The organism is Candidatus Jettenia sp. AMX1, assembly GCF_030263775.1.
GTDB classification, from domain to species: domain Bacteria; phylum Planctomycetota; class Brocadiia; order Brocadiales; family Brocadiaceae; genus Jettenia; species Jettenia caeni.
Map to the genome: position 1 here is coordinate 52,378 of NZ_SZPP01000027.1, position 18,439 is coordinate 70,816.

General features: G+C 39.4%; 11 protein-coding genes and 1 riboswitch. Of the genes, 2 read left to right on the forward strand and 9 right to left on the reverse strand.

Annotated features, from left to right (window positions below):
* Positions 1-2 precede the first annotated feature (2 nt).
* The gene (locus FBQ94_RS09655) at positions 3-2,096 is read left to right on the forward strand and encodes a PAS domain-containing sensor histidine kinase (RefSeq protein WP_285442110.1); all 2,094 of its coding nucleotides are present in this window, start codon (positions 3-5) and stop codon (positions 2,094-2,096) included.
* A gap of 44 nt (positions 2,097-2,140) precedes the next feature.
* Here the strand turns inward: FBQ94_RS09655 and FBQ94_RS09660 are convergent, their stop codons facing one another.
* From FBQ94_RS09660 to FBQ94_RS09700, 9 genes are all read right to left on the reverse strand, one after another.
* Positions 2,141-6,106, reverse strand: coding sequence for an HAD-IC family P-type ATPase (locus FBQ94_RS09660; RefSeq protein WP_007222978.1), 3,966 nt, complete (start codon positions 6,104-6,106; stop codon positions 2,141-2,143).
* Entirely contained in the window at positions 6,103-7,299 is a 1,197-nt protein-coding gene (locus FBQ94_RS09665; protein WP_007222977.1) for a cation:proton antiporter, read from the reverse strand. Before FBQ94_RS09665 ends, FBQ94_RS09660 begins: the two co-directional genes overlap by 4 nt.
* A gap of 467 nt (positions 7,300-7,766) precedes the next feature.
* Entirely contained in the window at positions 7,767-8,627 is an 861-nt protein-coding gene (locus FBQ94_RS09670; protein ID WP_007222976.1) for a carbohydrate ABC transporter permease, read from the reverse strand.
* On the reverse strand, positions 8,608-12,582 hold the full coding sequence (locus FBQ94_RS09675; RefSeq protein ID WP_007222975.1) for an HAD-IC family P-type ATPase: 3,975 nt from the start codon (positions 12,580-12,582) through the stop codon (positions 8,608-8,610). The genes FBQ94_RS09670 and FBQ94_RS09675 overlap by 20 nt, the downstream gene beginning before the upstream one ends.
* Positions 12,583-12,720: 138 nt before the next feature.
* Positions 12,721-13,776 (reverse strand): ABC transporter ATP-binding protein, encoded by a 1,056-nt coding sequence (locus FBQ94_RS09680; RefSeq protein WP_007222974.1) that lies wholly within the window; start codon positions 13,774-13,776, stop codon positions 12,721-12,723.
* A complete protein-coding gene (locus tag FBQ94_RS09685) occupies positions 13,773-14,594 on the reverse strand; it encodes a carbohydrate ABC transporter permease (RefSeq protein ID WP_007222973.1) in 822 nt (273 codons plus the stop codon). Before FBQ94_RS09685 ends, FBQ94_RS09680 begins: the two co-directional genes overlap by 4 nt.
* 81 nt (positions 14,595-14,675) lie before the next feature.
* Positions 14,676-15,899 carry a glycosyltransferase gene (locus FBQ94_RS09690; RefSeq protein ID WP_007222972.1) on the reverse strand — a complete coding sequence of 408 codons (1,224 nt, stop codon included), beginning with the start codon at positions 15,897-15,899 and terminating at the stop codon, positions 14,676-14,678.
* A 7-nt stretch (positions 15,900-15,906) separates the two neighbouring features.
* Positions 15,907-16,620: a DUF5752 family protein gene (locus FBQ94_RS09695; protein ID WP_007222971.1), complete on the reverse strand. Its 714-nt coding sequence runs from the start codon at positions 16,618-16,620 to the stop codon at positions 15,907-15,909.
* A gap of 189 nt (positions 16,621-16,809) precedes the next feature.
* Positions 16,810-17,676: an SDR family oxidoreductase gene (locus tag FBQ94_RS09700; protein WP_007222970.1), complete on the reverse strand. Its 867-nt coding sequence runs from the start codon at positions 17,674-17,676 to the stop codon at positions 16,810-16,812.
* Between the two features lie 58 nt (positions 17,677-17,734).
* A riboswitch (cyclic di-GMP riboswitch) is annotated at positions 17,735-17,883 on the reverse strand.
* A 474-nt stretch (positions 17,884-18,357) separates the two neighbouring features.
* On the opposite strand from FBQ94_RS09700, the gene FBQ94_RS17455 reads away from it, so the two are divergent.
* Positions 18,358-18,439 (forward strand): twin-arginine translocation signal domain-containing protein (locus FBQ94_RS17455; protein WP_352246608.1); only part of this gene is annotated, 82 nt, incomplete at its 3' end.

Sequence of the window (18,439 nt, forward strand, 5' to 3'; positions counted from 1 at the left end):
AAATGATAGTACAAGCAAAAAGGCTTCACGTTTTGGACTGTATAGAGGCAGAGCGAATACATACATCTGATTTTAGTATTGATAACTTTATAAGAGAAGAACTCAGAACAATTACTCAGAATGAAGTTTCCATGCAAAACACGGTAACTAATTTAAATAATTATCTTTCAAATGCCTTAAAGATTGTGCCAGCACAACCCCATCTTGTTGCAGTAACTATTGTAGACAAATTTGGCAAGGTTATTTCATCGACGAATGAGAAGTTAATTGGTAGAGATATATCGCATGATGAAGCATTCATACAAGGAATAATGAAGCGTTATGGTGAGACCTTTGTAAGTCAGCCTCATTTTTCTTCTTACTATGATATCAATTGCATATGTATCTCAGCACCGATTATTTCAGACAATGATACTAAGCCACTAGGCGCCATTATCAATACCTACAACCTTTCATTTCTAAATGAGATTACTGCTAATCTTATAGGAATAGGAAATACTGGCGAAGTATATTTAGTAAATAAAGATAATAAAACAATGATTACTAAATCAAAGTTTGTAGAAAATCTTCCCCTTAAGCAAACGATAAATACAATGCCAATTCGTAAGATCATTGAAGAAAATAAAGAATGGGGCGGTATTTACCCGGACTACAGAGGTATACCTGTTATTGGTGTCTCTATGGATATACCAGAGTATAATTGGATACTTATGGCAAAGATAGACAAATCAGAGGTATTTGCACCTTTAAAGACATCGAATACTATTGTCTTAACTTTAGGAATAATTTGCGCTGCTGTAGTTACCAGTGTTGGTGTTACCTTTGCCCTTTCAACATCAAGACCTATTGTAGATTTAAGGGATGTAACAGAGAAATTTACAAAAGGGGACTTAGATTACAGAATAAATATAATTCGTAATGATGAAATTGGCAATTTGAGTAAGAGTTTTAATATTATGGCAGAAGAACTCGCAAATAAAATCAATGAACTTAAACAGATTGCAGAAGTGCTGCATGTGAGTGAAAGTAAGTGCCGGTTTCTCTATGAAAATCTTCCTTTAAGAATATTCTATAAGGATAGAAATCTGGTATATCAATCCTGTAATGAAAATTACGCCAGGGATTTACATATAATGCCTGAAGAAATTACAGGAAAAACAGATTATGATTTTTTCTCTAAAGAACTTAGTGAAAAATATAGAACAGATGACAGGGAGGTTATAGAATCGGGGTACAGAAAGGATATAGAAGATACATATATTATAAATAGACAAGAATTAATTGTTCATACTATTAAAATTCCTATAAAAAATGAAAAGGGTGAGTGTGTTGGTATATTAGGCGCTTCCTTGGATATCACTGAAAAAGTAAATCTGGAAAAGGAGATACAACTGTCTAGACATCTTGCGCTAATAGGTGAATTAGCAGCAGGCGTAGCTCATGAGATCAATAATCCCATAACAGGTATTATTAATTGTGCTCAGATGTTATCTAATAAAGCGAGTGAAGGAAGTAGAGAAAAAGATCTTACTCGCAGGATTATAAAAGAGGGGGATCGTATCGCTCATATTGTTAGTAAACTCCTTTCTTTTGCTAGGACTAAGGATAAAAAGGAGCAAAGTATAATGAGTGTACATGAAATAGTATCTGATGCCCTTATTCTTACAGGACCACAGTTACGAAAAGAAGGTACCAAAATAAAGTTAGATATGCCTGAAGACTTACCAAAAATACTTGCGAATTCCCAAGAAATTCACCAGGTCTTCTTGAACCTTACGAATAATGCACGATATGCCCTCAATCAAAAATACCCGGGACGGCACGATGATAAGATCCTTGAAATTTTAGGTGAAAAAATAGCTATAAATAGTCATTCTTATGTAAAGATTACTTTTTATGATCACGGTACTGGCATACCTGCTCATATAAGAGATAAAGTAATGAACCCATTTTTTACGACGAAACCTGCTGGTGAAGGAACAGGATTAGGTTTAAGTATTTGCCATAATATTATAAATGATCATGGTGGTAAGCTTACCATTGATAGTGCTGAGGGAAAATTTACCAGCATTTCAATTATTCTGCCTGTAAGCTAAAATTGTACTCCCTTAGAGCAGTCAATAAGAAGGGGTAAGGCAATTTAGTCTTTGATAAATTCATGTTGAACCCGTTCTAATTCTGTCTGAATAGTTTGCAATGCTTTTTGGCTGTCTAACTGATTCGATAACACTTTATTAACCTCATTTTGTATGACGTCGCTGATCCGCTGATAATATGGGAGATTGGGTCGTATTTGAATAGTGTGAAAAGATTCTTCTACTATGGGGAGAAAAGGTAATTTTCGAAGCAACCTTGGATTTTTGTATAATGCGTTTCGTGTCGGTGCCCATGCTAAATGTAAGGCCAACTCTTTTTGTATCCGGCGCGAGGTTAAGAAGTTAATAAGTTGCCATGCTTGTTCCTTCTTCATTGAATTGGTGTTTATGGCGAGGTGCCAGCCTGCATATACCGATGTTGATTTTCCATCCGGGAATCTTGGCAGCCGGGTTACGCCTATCTTACCTTTCGTTGATTGGTCTCTCTGACTTAAATCCCATACGTAAGTCCAGTTTCTGAGAAAAAGGCCTTTTTCTTGTTGAAAAAGATGCCTTGAAGATTCTTCCATAAGTTCACCGGGGGTATTGGGTGGCGATATCCTATATTTCCATATTAAATCATGCATAAGGTCTAAAGCTATTTTATTTTGTGGAGAATTAACAACTATCTTTCCTTCTTCGTTGATAATCTCTCCATTGTTACTTCCGATAAATTCAATAAAGTTACATACCAATCCCTCATATTGTTTTCCCTGCCAGAGATACCCATACACAGGCTCAGTGGGAGAAATTTTTGTACCTATTTCAATAAGCTCTTCCCATGTTTTCGGTGGAGATACCTGATATTTCTTTAATAAATCCCGTCGATAATAGAAAAGTCCAATATCGGCATTCCAGGGAATGGCATATAAACGATCACGGTATCTGTTTGTCTTATCAATTATGGGAATAAATGATGCTTTATATCCAGGATTGATATATGTTTCTAATGGCTCTAACCATCCTGCTGATGCAAATTCGGCAATCCAAATCGTATCAACTCTCAATACATCAATGTCAGTTGATCTGGCTCCTAAAGTAGTGAGATAATAATGGTGTTGCTGATCAGTAGGTGCGGGAAGGATATTTAGTTTAACTTTTACAGAAGGGTTTTTATCTTCAAAATCGTTTAAGAGATTTCTTATGAAATCAATCTCCTTGCTTTCAGCTCCAATGCTAAAAACAATTTCATCCTCCTTTTTAGGCCTGAAAAATGTATAAGCAATCCATAGCATAAGGAAAATACAAACGAATGAGAGAAGTATATTTGCTGGTGTGAGTATTTTTCTTCTTCCGGCTTCTATAACGGCTGCTTTTCCTTTCCTTCTTCTTATCCATTTGTCAAATTCAATAATAACGATAATGGTAACACTTGCTATTCCCACATGTATCCATTCACTTGATGTTAGCGGTTGTGTCCTGAAAATCCACTGAAGGGGGGGTACGTATAATACTGCAAGCTGGGCGAAAATGGCTGCAATCATGCTGTAAAAGAGAAAGGGATTACTTATGGGGTTCATCCGGAAGACAGACTGGGTCTCGGAGCGGGAATTCCATGCCTGAAAAAATTGGAAAAATACCATAGTCGTTAGTGCCGTTGTCCTTGCCTTTTCTATGGGTACCCCTTCATGTAAAGCAGAGATGAAATTAAAGATAACACCGAGAGAGATTACGAAGCTTACAAGTATAGTTCTTTCAATAAGAACACGAGACATTATTCCTTCCTTTGGATTCCGGGGCGGCCTGTCTATTACTCCTTTTTCTCCCGGTTCAAAGGCAAGGGCAATATCTTGCAAACCATTTGTAACAATATTTAACCAGAGAAGCTGGGTAGGGACATAGGGCATTGGTACGCCCAGAATTATGGTAGCAATAATGGAGAGTATCGCTGCTATACCTGTTGGTATAAGAAAAAAGACAACCTTGCGAATGTTATCGAATAGGACACGTCCCTCTTTTACGGCATTAAACATGGTTGCAAAGTTATCGTCTGTAAGAACCATATCTGATGCCTCTTTTGCAACATCAGTTCCCGTTCTCCCCATGGCGATGCCTATATGTGCCTCTTTGAGGGCTGGCGCATCGTTAACGCCGTCACCGGTCACTGCAACTATCTCGCCGTGTTTTTTTAACTGTTTTACTATTCTCAGTTTATGCTCTGGCGCTACCCGTGCATATATCGAGACTGTTTTGACCTTTTCAAAAAGTGTTGAGTCGTTCATTTCATTGAGTTCTTTGCCCGTGAGAACGTCTGCATTTTCACCAATGATATCCAGCCTTTTTGCAATGGCCTTTGCGGTAACGGCATGATCTCCTGTAATCATTACAACCCTGATCCCTGCTTTTTTACACCCTTTAACGGCTTCGATGGATTCTGGTCTTGGTGGGTCCATCATCCCCTGGAGACCGGCAAGGATTAGGTCTGATTCTATATCATGGTGACTAATCTCTTCCGTATCATGGGGAACTTCTTTATAGGCAAAAGCAAGTACCCGTAAGCCTTCTTTGGCAAAATTGGCAGCAATATGTGATATCTCTTTCTTGTTAAGGTTATCAGCCGCCATGCATGCGGTACACATGTCAAGTACCTTTTCGGGTGCCCCTTTAACGAATATGAATTTTTTCCCTCCATGTTTATGGAGCGTTGCCATGTAACCGCGTTCAGACTCAAAGGGTATGATTCCAATTTGTGGATAGTGCCTTTTTTCTTCTTCCTGGCTAAGACCTGCCTTCATTGAAGAAACAATAAGGGCTGCCTCTGTAGGGTCACCGTCAACCTTGTATTGATCTTCTTCCTCATAAATATTTGACTCGTTGCAGAGAAGTCCTATGCGTAAAACCTGAAGGAGTATCTTTTTTTCCTTTGCTTCGATGGGCATATCCTCATGGAGTATTTCACCTTTTGGCTCATATCCGCTTCCTGTTACCTCATAGGTATGTTTTCCATCGTAGACAAGCTTTACGGTCATTTCGTTTTTTGTGAGTGTTCCGGTTTTGTCTGAACATATGACCGTAGTACTTCCGAGGGTCTCTGCTGCGGGAAGCTTCCTTACGATGGCATTTTGCCTTGCCATCCTTGCCACAGCGATAGCCATTGCTATGGTTACAACGATGGGAAGCCCCTCTGGTATCGCCGCCACGGTGGCAGCAACAGCCGTCATAAACATATCTTTAACGCTTTCGCCGACAATAACACCGATAATGAAAAGCAGAACTGAGGTTGCCAGGGTAATGAGTCCGATAACCTTTGCGAAGTTTTCTATCTTTTTCTGGAGGGGTGCTTTTGTAACACCTACCTGCTTAACTTCTTGGGCAATACTGCCGAGAACGGTCTTTGAACTCGTTTCTACAATAACACCCTTTGCCCTTCCACTTATAACAATGGTACCCATGAATGCCATATTCCTCTGATCGCCTGGAGTCAAATTGTCCTCTTTTATTGGTACGACTACCTTTTCAGCAGGAACTGACTCTCCCGTAAGCATGGCCTCCTCGACCCTCAATTCAACTGTTCTTATTAATCTGAGATCCGCTGGCACCTTTACACCAGATGTAAGTAGAACAATATCACCCGGCACCAGTTCCTCACTGTGTATCTCTTTTTCTTTACCATTCCTGAGTACCCGTGCCTTTGGTACTACCATCTTCTTGAGCGCCCTTACACTTTGTTCAGCCTTAAACTCCTGAATGTAACCAATTATTGCATTAATAACCACGATAGCTATAATTACCGTAGCGTCTATGTATTCTTTAAAAAGAAATGTTACAACCGCGGTAACAAGGAGGATATATACAAGGGGGCTGGTGAACTGATGGAAAAAGATTTTAATTTTGCTTATCTTTTCTTCCTCAGCGAGTTTATTTTGTCCATACTGCTTAAGGCGTTCTTTGGCTTCTTCGTCAGTCAGTCCATCTTCAGATGTTTGAAGTCTTTGCAGTGTTTCTTTTATGGAAAGCTGATACCAGTTCATTCTTCACCTTTCATAAAAAATCTCAGTAAGATAGGTGCGAATAGTGTTGTTAAGGCAACAATAAAGACAATAATTGCATAAATCAAATCGTCGAATATACCACTCTTCTTTCCTACTTCAGCAAATATTAAACCAACTTCTCCCCGGGGGATCATTGCAAGACCTGTAGAAAGTTTTGTTTTGAGACCACCCTTGACCCATAGTCCACTGATCATCTTTGTAACGATAGCTATGATCGTTAAGAGCCCTGCCATTTGCCAGAACGTTACGGATGTAAAGTCAATAACCTTAAGATTCATGGATGCACCTACAACCACAAAAAAAACAGGAACAAACAAATCAATGATAGGCTTCATGTGTTTCTCAATCTTTTCAGCCATACCATGACTGTAATGGTCTATCGTTGAACCAAGAGGGAGAAAGAACCTCCTTGCAAGGGCAATACCAGCAGCAAAAGAACCGAGGATTCCCGGTGCACCGATTTTATGAGAGATAATAGCTAATACTAAGATTAAGGAGATAATAATTGTCGGTATCATCCCATTCGTTTTACTGCCCGATGATAATTTGGAAATAAGAGGTACAAGGAGCTTCGTGATTACAGGGGCAAGCAATAAAAAGACGGCAATAAACCCCAATACTTTGCTTACATCCATCACCCGGACCTCTCCTTTTACGGCAAAATCATAGAGTATTGCTAAAATAACTACACCAATAATATCATCGAGAACCGCTGCCCCAAGAACAATTTTTGCAGTCTTTGTCTGATGTTTTTTAATATCAACAAGTACCCGTATGGTTATCCCAATACTTGTTGCGACAATTGTTCCTCCAATAAAGAGAGAAACCAGGAGGGGTAAATGAAAGATATATTTACTTATCCAAAAACCTGCGACTGCAGGGGCAACAACGCCGGTGATGGCAACTAAAAATGATTGTACACCAACCTTTACAACTTGTCCAACATCTGTTTCAAGTCCAACCTCAAAGAGAAGAAGTAAAATACCTATTTCTGCCAGTAGGTAAAGAGTTGCATCAACCTGTATAATCCCGAGAAGGCTTGGTCCTATGATAATACCAGCAATAACTTCGCCTAATACAGCGGGCAGGCGTAAAAAGGCGAACATTTCCGCAAAGCATTTTGCAGATACCAAAATTATTAAAAATTTTAAAAAAAATTCAGCTACTTCCATTTTTAAGAGACCTTTCGTGATGTGTTAGCATATCGTATTACTCTCTGGAGATATTCTCTATGCTAAACCCTCAACCTATGCCGGGAAGAATAGCAAAAAGCTAAGCTGAAGTATTTAAAAAAAACAACTCCTCTCTTAGGATGGTACTGAAGTTATTTCGGTAGCCAGTCCATAAGAAAGGAGTATCAAAAGAAGAGGAGTTTAGCACATACCGTAAGGGAATGCAAGTATCATACGAAGATTGTGTGAATACAAGGGAGCAGGCTTGCCAGAGGATGTAAATAAAGATACACAAATAAATACTGTTAATCATATTTTGGTAGAATCCGTCCCCTGATCGAGCTTGGCAATGTATAACTTATTTGCAAGTTCCACGGTCGCCAACAGGGAGTTGGCTCTTACCACAATGCAATTATAAACAGAGTAAATTGAATGGTTGTTTCTATTTCAGCCAGCATACGGTTCTCTTACTTTTCAAAGGATTTTTTTGTATAGAAGTATCCAAAGCCGGCAACTAAGAGTAAGATTATTACTGATGTAGCTGCTCCTTGTCCAAAATCCCCCTTATAAAAGAACAGTTTATAAGCATAGACAGATAAGGTTTCCGTTGAACCTCCTGGACCGCCGCCGGTAAGTACATAAACGAGATCAAATATTCGCAGGGCATCTATAGCTCTGAACATAATGGCTACACCTACTATTGGCAATATCAAGGGTAATGTTATATAACGGAATCGCTGCCAGCTATTTGCACCGTCAATAGCAGATGCTTTATATATCTCCTGCGGGATGGCAGAGAGACCTGCTAAAACAATTATGGCGACAAAGGGGGCAGTCTTCCAGACATCTGCAATGACAATTGAAAAAAACGCTAAAAAAGGCTTTCCTAGCCAATTTACCCTTGAAAAACCAAAAATTTCAAAAAGATAATTTATAATTCCTAAATTATAATCAAACATCCATTGCCATATTCTCGCTGTTACTACCGTTGGGATTGTCCAAGGGATAAGGATTAGGACTCTTAAAAAGCTGCTTCTGGGTGATAGACGATTCATGATAAGAGCAAAACATAATCCCAGGATAGCTTCCAGGCATATTGAGACAAAAGTATAGAAAAGCGTAAGAAAGAGTGAGTACCAGAAGCGGGTATCGATTACAATATCCTGATAATTATCAAATCCCGCAAATCGTTCTTTTGGTAAAATAAGTTTTGCACTTTGGAAGGAAGTTATAATAGTATCTACGAATGGAATAAAGCTAAATGCCAGTATCAGGAGTATTCCAGGTAATAAAAATAAGTAAGCAAGCTTAGTCTTTGGTAAATTCATTTCTCATCCGTTCGAGTTTTGTTTGAATAGATTGTAACGCTTGTTTGCTGCTCTCCTGGTTCGATAATACCCTGTTAACATGTTTTTGTATGATGTCGCTCACCCACTGATAATAAGGAAGGTTGGGCCGTATTTGAACGTTTGGAAATGATGCATGCACGATTGAAAGAAATGGCAATCTTCGGAGCAGTCTCGGGTCTTTATATAATGAGGTACGTGTCGGCGCCCAGGATAGTCTCCTGGATAGTTCTCTTTGCACCCTGTGTGAGCTTAAGAATTTAACGAGTTGCCATGCCTGCTTCTTCTTTTTTGAGTTAGCATTTATAGCGAGATGCCATCCTCCGTATACAGGAGCAGGGCGTCCACCGGAGAATTTAGGCAGTTGAGATACTCCTACCTTATTCCTCATAAACTGGTCTGTCTGAAAAAGACTCCACACATAAGTCCAATTTCTTAAAAAAAGACCTCTACCCTGTTGAAATAGATGACGAGTGGGCTCTTCCATAAGTTCGCTGTAGGTATTTGGCGGTGATATCTGATACTTCCATAGTAAATCATGCATGAGATTGAGAGCTGTGTGATTTTGTATCGAATTAACAACTACTCTTCCCTGTGCATCGAATATTTCTCCCTTGTTACTGCCAATGAATTCAATAAAATTACAGACCAATCCCTCATATTGTTTCCCTTGCCAGAGGTATCCATATACAGGTTCCATGGAGGAAATTTTTGCGCCTGTTTTAATAAGCTCTTCCCATGTTTGCGGCGGAGACGCCTGGTATTTCTTTAATAAATCGTCCCGATAATAGAAAAGTCCAATATCGGCATTCCAGGGAATGGCGTATAAACGATCCTGGTATATGTTTATTACATCAATTATGGGAATAAATGATGCTTTATATCCAGGATTGATATATGTTTCTAATGGCTCCAGCCATCTTGCTGACGCAAATTCTGCAATCCAGATAGTATCAATTCTCATCACGTCAATATCTTCAGACTTTACCCCAAAGGTAGTAAGATAGTAATGGTGCTGCTGATCTGTAGGCGCAGGAAGGATGTTTAATTTAACATGTATCGCAGGATTTTCCTTTTCAAATGTATCTATGAGTCTCCTTATTATTCCGATTTCTTCGGCGCCACACCCGATACTAAAAACAACTTCATCTTCTCTTTTGGGCCTGAAGAATGTATAGGTAGTCCATAATGCAAGGAAAATACAAACAGATATCAGAAGTATTTTGGCTGGCGCAAATACTTTTCCCGTTTTAAATCCTGCAATCGTTGCTCTTGTTTTCCTTTTTCTTCTTCTTATCAATTTCTCAATCTCAACTGCAATAACTATTGCTACGGTTATTACTCCAATATCAATCCATTCTTCTCTGGTAAGAGGAACTGTTCTAAAAACCCATTGAAGAACCGGTACATATAACACTGCAAGATGGGCAAAGAGGGCAGCAATCATGCTGAAGAATAAAAACGGGTTACTCAGGGGGTTCTTCCTGAAAATGGATTGAAATTCGGAACGGCAGTTAAGCGCTTGGTAGAATTGGAAAAAGACCATGGTTGTGAGGGCTACGGTACGAGCCTGTTCTAATGATGCCCCTTTATTGAGATGGTATAGGTAGAGAATGACCGTTCCGGCAGCCATAACAAGCCCCATAAGAACAGTCTTTTGTATCATAATGCTTGTAAGAATACGTTCTTTCGGATGCCTTGGAGGTCTCAGTAAGACTCCTTTTTCTCCTGGTTCAAAGGCAAGAGCAATATCCTGAAGCCCATTTGTTACGAGGTTCAACCAGAGTATCTGTACCGCTATATAGGGTATAGGGAGACCCATTGCAACGGTGGTGATAATGGCAATCAGTTCTCCAAAACCGCATGATATCAGAAAGAGGGTGACCTTCTTGATATTATCATACACCACCCTTCCCTCTTCAACCGCTGCAAAAATGCTTGCAAAATTATCATCAGTAAGGACAGCATCGGAGGCCTCTTTCGCAACATCGGTTCCCGTTCTGCCCATGGCAATACCAATATGAGCAGCCTTGAGGGCAGGTGCATCATTAACTCCGTCGCCTGTCATCGCTACAACCTCACCCTGTTTTATTAATTGATTTGTTATTCTTAACTTATGGTGAGGCGCTACCCTTGCAAATACCGATACGTTTTTTACCGTATGAAAAAGTTCTTCATCACTCATCGTTTCAAGCTCTTTTCCTGTGCAAACCTTCTCGTCCTGTCCACCTAATCCAAGCTCTTTTGCGATAGATACTGCAGTGATTGCATGGTCACCGGTTATCATTATGGTTCTGATTCCTGCTTGTCTACACCCCTCTATTGCTTCTATTACTTCTTGTCTTGGCGGATCGATCATACCCTGAAGACCTGCAAAGGTTAATCCTGATTCTATATCCCGGTGAATAAGTTCTTCCTTGTCATTCGGCGTTTCTTTATAAGCAAATGCGAGTACTCGTAAACCTTTTTTAGCAAAAGTATTTGCAGCCTGAAGGATCTCTTTTTTCGGAGAGCTGCTATTTGTTTTAAATTTGGTACACATGTCTACTATCTTTTCCGGGGCGCCCTTTACGAAAATACATTTTTTGTTTCGGTGCTTGTTAAGGGTAGCCATATAACCGCGTTCCGATTCAAAAGGTATAATCGCAATTTGTGGATAATTTTTCCTCTCTTCTTCAGGGTTAAGATCTCCCTTTATTGCTGATACAATAAGCGCTCCTTCTGTAGGGTCTCCATCAATTTTGTATTGGCTATCTTCAAGATAAATATGAGATTCATTACAAAGTAATCCTATTCGTAAAACAAGCAGGAGATCTTCCTTGTCTTTGTGGGGAACAGGCATCTCATCACGAAGAATCTCACCCTTTGGATTATATCCTGTTCCGGTTACTTCATAGATATGATTTTCATTATAAATGAGTTTCACGGTCATTTCATTCTTTGTTAGTGTTCCTGTCTTGTCAGAGCATATGACGGTAGTACTTCCCAGGGTTTCCACTGCGGGTAGCTTTCTTATAATAGCATTTCTCCTTACCATTCTTGATACACCGATTGCCATAGTAATGGTTACCGCAACAGGAAGACCCTCAGGTATTGCTGATACGGCAGTAGCAACAGCAACCATAAACATTTCAGAAATATCTGATCCATGCGCTAAGAAGCCTATACCAAAGAGAATGCCAGAAAGTCCAACAATAACAACTCCTATGATTTTTGCAAACCGCTCCAGTTTATTCTGAAGAGGTGTTTTTATTTTCACCGTTTCTCTAACGTTCTTTGCAATTTGACCAAGAACCGTTTTATTTCCCGTTTCGGTAACAATGCCTCTCCCTCTTCCACTTACAACAATTGTTCCTGTGAAGGCCATATTTTTCTGGTCTCCTGGCGTTAGATTATCCTTTTGTATTGGTGATGTAGTTTTTTCTCCAGGGATTGATTCACCGGTAAGCATGGATTCATCAATTTTTAACTCAAGAGTCTTAAAAAGTCTTAGATCTGCCGGTACCTTGCCTCCTGATGCAAGAAGAACGATGTCACCTGGTACCAGTTCTTCGCTGTTTATTTCTTTTTCTTGTCCATTCCGTAAAATCTTTGCCTTCGGTATCAGCATTTTTTTGAGTGCCCTGACACTCTGTTCTGCCTTAAATTCCTGGATATAACCAATAATTGTATTAAGGAATACTACTGCCATAATTACACTGGTATCAATAAATTCTTTCAGGAGAAAGGTAACGAATGCTGCTACGAAAAGGATATAAATGAGGGGACTGGTAAACTGGTGAAGGAGGATCTTTATTTTGCTTATCTTTTCCTCTTCTGCAAGTCTGTTTGGACCATAGTGCTGAAGGCGTTCTTTGACTTCCTCATCAGACAATCCCTCATCGGATGTTCCAAGTTTTTGCACTATTTCTCTTACAGGAAGCTGATACCAGTTCATACTTTGCCTTTCATAACAAATTGGTTACCCGTATACATTGATTACGCATTGTGGATTATCAATTGCCGCCAGGAGATGGTTGTTATACCCAGTCAATGCTTCGATTCTTTTTGTATCTTCATGGCGAAACAAGCTTGATTATGCTATCCTTTTTCTGGTTACAGAATCGAACCAGTGAGCATCATTGGGTGAAAATTTTAGGCCGGCTTCATCACCTATCTTTATTCTTTCTCCCATATTCTTTGCGTACCATATTGTCGTAGGGTTGATTGTAACATGTCCTATCGATTCATTACCGAGATATTCTATATGTTCCACGGTACATGGTATAATGGTTTGTGTATCTGCTGGTACTATTGTCAGATTTTCAGGTCTTATACCAAGGATAAGATTTGTTTGATCAGGTAAAGGGGTGGGAAATGCAATCGTAGTATTTCCAAGGATAAAAGAATGGGTGTCATATTTCTGCACCTGTACCATGTTCATGGGAGGAGCCCCAATGAAACTGGCAACAAAGGTATTATGAGGTTTCTGATATATTTCATCCGGTGTGCCTATCTGTTGTAAGTTGCCTTTATCCATAATTACGATGCGATCTCCCAGAGTAAGTGCTTCTGTTTGGTCATGAGTGACATATATTGTAGTGATATTACGCTGTCTTTGTAATTTCTTTAACTCCCCTCGCGCTGAGAGCCGAAGCCGTGCGTCTAAATTACTGAGTGGCTCATCCATGAGAAAGACTTGTGGATTTCTCACGAGCGCCCGTGCCAATGCTATCCGTTGCCTTTCTCCACCAGAGAGTTCCTTTGGGTACTTATGCAGTAAGGCGCTTAATCCCAGCATTTCAGCTGTTTTTATAACCCGATGGTGTAAATCCTTTTCTTTCCGTATTTTCAGGGGGAAGGCAATATTATCATAACTCTTCATGTGGGGGTATAGGGCATAATTCTGGAAGACCAGAGCGATATCTCTTTTTCCGGGCGGGACATTATTCACGATACGTTCATTAAAGAATATATGTCCGGAGGTAGGTATTTCCAAACCAGCAAGCATATTCAAGGTTGTGGATTTTCCGCTTCCGCTAGGGCCGAGCACAACAAGAAATTCACCACTGGATATATCTAAATTCAGCTTGTTTACAGCAACGTAATGGTTGTTATAGAGTTTTATAACATTTTGTAATTTTATTTTCATCCTTTAAGCGCCCCTGCTGTTAGTCCCTGTACAATATATTTTTGAAAAAACAGCAAAAACAGAAGAAGAGGAAGTGTTACTATAACTGATGCTGCTGCAATATCACCCCAGGGAACCTCAAAGGTACCCTGAAATAATGCAATTCCTACTGATGCTAATCTTGATGATTCATCAAGGGTAAAAGTAAGCGCAAAAAGAAATTCATTCCAGCAAAAAATAAAAATAAGAACCGATGCAGAAATAACCCCCGGTAATGATAGGGGGGTAATAATATATCGAAAGGCTTGAAAATAGGTGCATCCATCAATAAGGGCAGCACAGTCCATATCTGTTGGGATCTTATCAAGATATTTTACCAGAAGAAAAAAGGCCAAAGGGAAATTATTGGCACTGTACGTAACGATAAGAGAGATGGGAAGATTAATCCAGCCTAAGGTATAAAATAGTTTATAAAGGGCAGCTACAAGGCTTATGGAAGGGAGGGTAAATAAAATAATAATCATAAAGAGAATGGATGTTTTTCTCCGGAATGAGAAGCGTGATATACTGTAAGCCGCAAGAAGTGCGATTGGTATTGTAATGAATACCGTTGATAACGATACCATAAAACTATTGAATAAATAATGAGGAAAATAACTTTTCAGAAGGACATTCTTATATGCAGCAAGGGTAATGGTAGTGGGAAATACCGGTGGTAATTGCATAATCTGAAAGGGAGGCTTGATAGAGGTTAATAAAATCCAAAGGAAAGGAAATATACTCCAAACGGTAATGATAATTACGAGCAGGTAAAATAAAGTTTTTTTGTAATAATTCATAGTGATTTAAACCGTTGTTTAGGATAGAGAAAGTTAAATCTCAAAAAACTTCTTTTCGCGCCTTTGTGCCCTGGTGGTCAATTATAAATGAATGATATCGTCAGAATGATACATGCATAAGAATAAAAGCAAGCAATCCTTGAGATGACGAGTAAGGATAAAGTTCTGCTTAACGTGTTCATGTCCGTTTTCACCGAGCCTTTTAGCATATTCTGGGTTATGTAATAACTGTTTTATAGAGAGAGCGGCGCCAAAAATACTATGGCATAAAAGTCCATTATATTTATGTCTGATTTGTAATGGGATACCACCGGTGCTGGAAGCGACAACCGGTTTTGCCTTCCATAATGCCTCGGTTACGGTAAGTCCAAACCCTTCACGCAGTGATTTTTGTATAATAACGGTGGACGCCCTTTGTAGCGCATTGATTTCTATGTCACTCCCGGATGGAACAGGGAGAATATGTATATCTGCATCGTTTCCTGCTATTTCTTTTGTGTCTGCAAAAACCTTGCTTGATTCCGGATCATCTGTAGCTGTTCCTCCGGCGAGAATGAGTTGGCAGTCGATACGCTTCTTTACTAAACGGTAGGCTTCAATAACGCCAATAGGATCTTTCAGATAGTCAAACCGTGAGATCTGGGTAATAATAGGTTTATCTTTCTTTATTTGATATTTTTCCAGTACCGTATCGATTGTTTCCTGAGGCAGATCTTTATTCTTATCGCTTAAAGGATCGATAGATGGCAGGATAAGAAATTGCCGGATAGGTAAGGCTGGTGAGAAATTTGGAGAAGAAAAAATCGCGCTATCATACTGATGGATAAATGGTTTTAGAAAATTCCATACATGAGTATCCGGGGATGAGATATCGATATGACATCGCCATGCCCACTTGCTGCCGGGCATAGACAATTTTTTTTTAATAAGCGCAATAGGTTGTGGATCATGGATAATCATGATATCTCCATATGCCTTAAGTTCTTCAATGTTTTGCTGGCTTGTCTCCATAAATGCTTCAAACATTTGTGGACTAATCTCTTCAGGCCTTCCGTGCAAGGCATTGTGGAATTTCTTTGTAACATTGAAGAAACTCTCCCCGCCTTTAATTACATCCCACCTGGTATTTACCCCTAATTCCTGTAACAAAGGCACAATTCGACTGAGAAGTTCTGCAACACCACCTCCCATTGCAGTAGAATTGATATTTTGGACAATTTTCTCCTGAAGTTTGCCTGCTAATAATTGTAACTCTTCAATGGTACTAGAACCGACTACAGAACTATATTCTGAAATTTTTGCCATAATTTTTTTACTTTGGAAGAGCTTCTGGAATAACCGGATGTTCCTTTAAAGATTCGGCAATTCTTTTTTCGACTAACTTTATGATGGTAAATCGTAAATTTTCTAAAGTATAGGTATAGGGGTCCAGGGCGGCTATTTTATTTGCCAGTTTATTTTCTGATAAACAATCCTCGAGCCATTTAGAAAAATCATTAATGCCCTGTCTTATACGAAGCCTTGCTTCAAACATGTGAAAATAGAGAGAACGAGGTGTTACTTTTTGCAATGCAGTTTTGAATTCCTTAAGATCTGAAGCTTTATGTGGTGTTTGTAAAATAAAGCTAACAGATTTTAAAAAACGGAACTCTTCCCCTGTGGTTGCAAATTTATTTAATGATGTTGGGTAGTCTTTAACGTAATCTTCAATGGTACGGGCTATTTTATCCCGGAGTTCACGAATTGTTGCGTACTGAATGGTATCAATGCTCAGCAAATATTCACCAAGCCTTGCTTCACCTAAAAATTCAGTAACCCAGTAGGAAAAATCATTTGGCGGTTCAGGTAATAAATATTGATGTTCCTGGAGAAAATGATGAGTATGATGATAAATAACTGATCCTGGAACTGTCTTGATAAGATCAAGTAACTGCTGCAAATTTGTTGCCTTTAACCCGGTAAGCTCGGTAAGAGAGACTTGTGTTGAAAATATAAAAGGCTCTTTTGCTTTTCCTAACGCATTCATCGTAAATTCCATCCTTTTTCTGTAGAAATATCCTCAGTTATTCAGGTTTTTCACAGTTAAATCTCCTTACAAGCTTTATCATCTTATTCCCCAATCTCTCTTTTGCAGAAAGATCGGTGAAATTACAACGCTAAACATCCGCAGATGAAAGAGTCTTTGACATTGATATTCGAAGAGAGCCATAATGAATTACCCGCCGACCATCTCTCCGCCGTTAGGGTGAAGAACTTGTCCTGTTATGTATGAGGAATCATCAGAGGCTAAAAATACATAACAAGGGGCAATTTCATCTGGTTCTGCTGCCCTCTCCATAGGAACCTGGGCGCCGAAACTCTCTACCTTTTCTTCAGGAAAACTGGCAGGAATAAGCGGTGTCCAAACCGGTCCAGGCGCAACAGCATTTACACGGATGCCTTTTTTGATGAGGGATAAGGCTAGCGAACGAGTAAAGGAAACAATTGCTCCTTTTGTAGAGGAGTAATCCAAAAGATGCAGGCTGCCCCGATATGCAGTGACGGAAGTGGTATTAATGATAGTAGAACCTTTCCCTAAATGTTTTAAGGCTGCTCGGGTCATAAAAAAATATGAGAAAATGTTAGTACGGAATGTAGTTACCAATTGCTCCTCTGTAATGTTTTCTATGCTTTCCTGAACAAACTGTACGGCAGCATTGTTGACTAAGATGTCGAGTTTACCTAGTTCATTAACGGTCTTCTTGACTGCTTGTGAGCAGAATACCCCATCGCCCACATCACCCGCAATCAATAAACAACGACGTCCTTCTTTTTCTATTAATCTGCGGGTTTCTTCTGCATCTTTATGCTCATTATGATATACAACAGATACCTGTGCCCCTTCCTTGGCAAAGGCGATAGCTGCAGCCCTCCCTATACCACTATCCCCGCCCGTGATAAGAGCTACCTTGTCCTGTAACTTATCGCAGCCACGGTACTCCTTCATTTGACTTTTCGGCTTGGGCTGCATTTGATGTTCTTTTCCCGGTTGCTGTTCCTGATGTTGTGGCGGATACTTTTTTTCCTGGAATTGTTGTGTCATAGAGCAACCTCCTTAAAAACAAAAAAACCTTGCTGCAAAGATATTTACCATAACAATCTTCGGCAGTAAGGCTATCTTATTTCTATAGTGTCAGTTATGAGTGTAAGTATCTGCTATTTATGCTGATACTGTTCACGAACACTGTCCACGGTTACAAGACCCTTTCCTTTGCGTCCTCTGATTACTCAAAGTTTGCCTTTTTCATGCTAGTTTTTACTCGTTGATATTACTCATATTTACATAACATGCTTTAGTATTTTAAGTCAAGTCAAAAAATAAAATAAGAGCATGCTCGCCCTTACTTCTCCAATCTGATTACCTCATAGGAAATATTGTGTAGCATTATTATAAATCGAAAGACAAAAGAGTTGTGGTATTTCGTAGTATCGTGATATATAAACAATCGTTTATTTTATGTTGACAAATTAAGTAAACAAATGTATACTTAAGCACATTGATTTGCAGCATCGCTCTCTTGATGTATAGGAATTTTCATTTTGTAGGGAACCCTTTCGGGTTGCTATCCTCGTGCAGGTATTCAGACGGGGAGGCAAGGCTAATGCCTTGTCCTACATTATACTACTACAGGTATCCAGAAGAATTTAAGAGATGTATTGGCAGTTCTCTGTTAGAGACCCCTGAATATTACCATGTAATCTATTCAAGAAAGGAGTAGGAAGTATGAAACTTACGAGGAGGACTTTCCTACAGGTGACAGGCGCAACGGGTGCGACCTTTACCCTTGCCAATAAGGCAATGGCGT

Coding starts and splice junctions, on each gene's coding strand:
- FBQ94_RS09655 (WP_285442110.1), top strand. CDS start 3: ATGATAGTACAAGCAAAAAGGCTTCACGTTTTGGACTGTATAGAGGCA.
- FBQ94_RS09660 (WP_007222978.1), bottom strand. CDS start 6,106: ATGAACTGGTATCAGCTTTCCATAAAAGAAACACTGCAAAGACTTCAA.
- FBQ94_RS09665 (WP_007222977.1), bottom strand. CDS start 7,299: ATGGAAGTAGCTGAATTTTTTTTAAAATTTTTAATAATTTTGGTATCT.
- FBQ94_RS09670 (WP_007222976.1), bottom strand. CDS start 8,627: ATGAATTTACCAAAGACTAAGCTTGCTTACTTATTTTTATTACCTGGA.
- FBQ94_RS09675 (WP_007222975.1), bottom strand. CDS start 12,582: ATGAACTGGTATCAGCTTCCTGTAAGAGAAATAGTGCAAAAACTTGGA.
- FBQ94_RS09680 (WP_007222974.1), bottom strand. CDS start 13,776: ATGAAAATAAAATTACAAAATGTTATAAAACTCTATAACAACCATTAC.
- FBQ94_RS09685 (WP_007222973.1), bottom strand. CDS start 14,594: ATGAATTATTACAAAAAAACTTTATTTTACCTGCTCGTAATTATCATT.
- FBQ94_RS09690 (WP_007222972.1), bottom strand. CDS start 15,899: ATGGCAAAAATTTCAGAATATAGTTCTGTAGTCGGTTCTAGTACCATT.
- FBQ94_RS09695 (WP_007222971.1), bottom strand. CDS start 16,620: ATGAATGCGTTAGGAAAAGCAAAAGAGCCTTTTATATTTTCAACACAA.
- FBQ94_RS09700 (WP_007222970.1), bottom strand. CDS start 17,676: ATGACACAACAATTCCAGGAAAAAAAGTATCCGCCACAACATCAGGAA.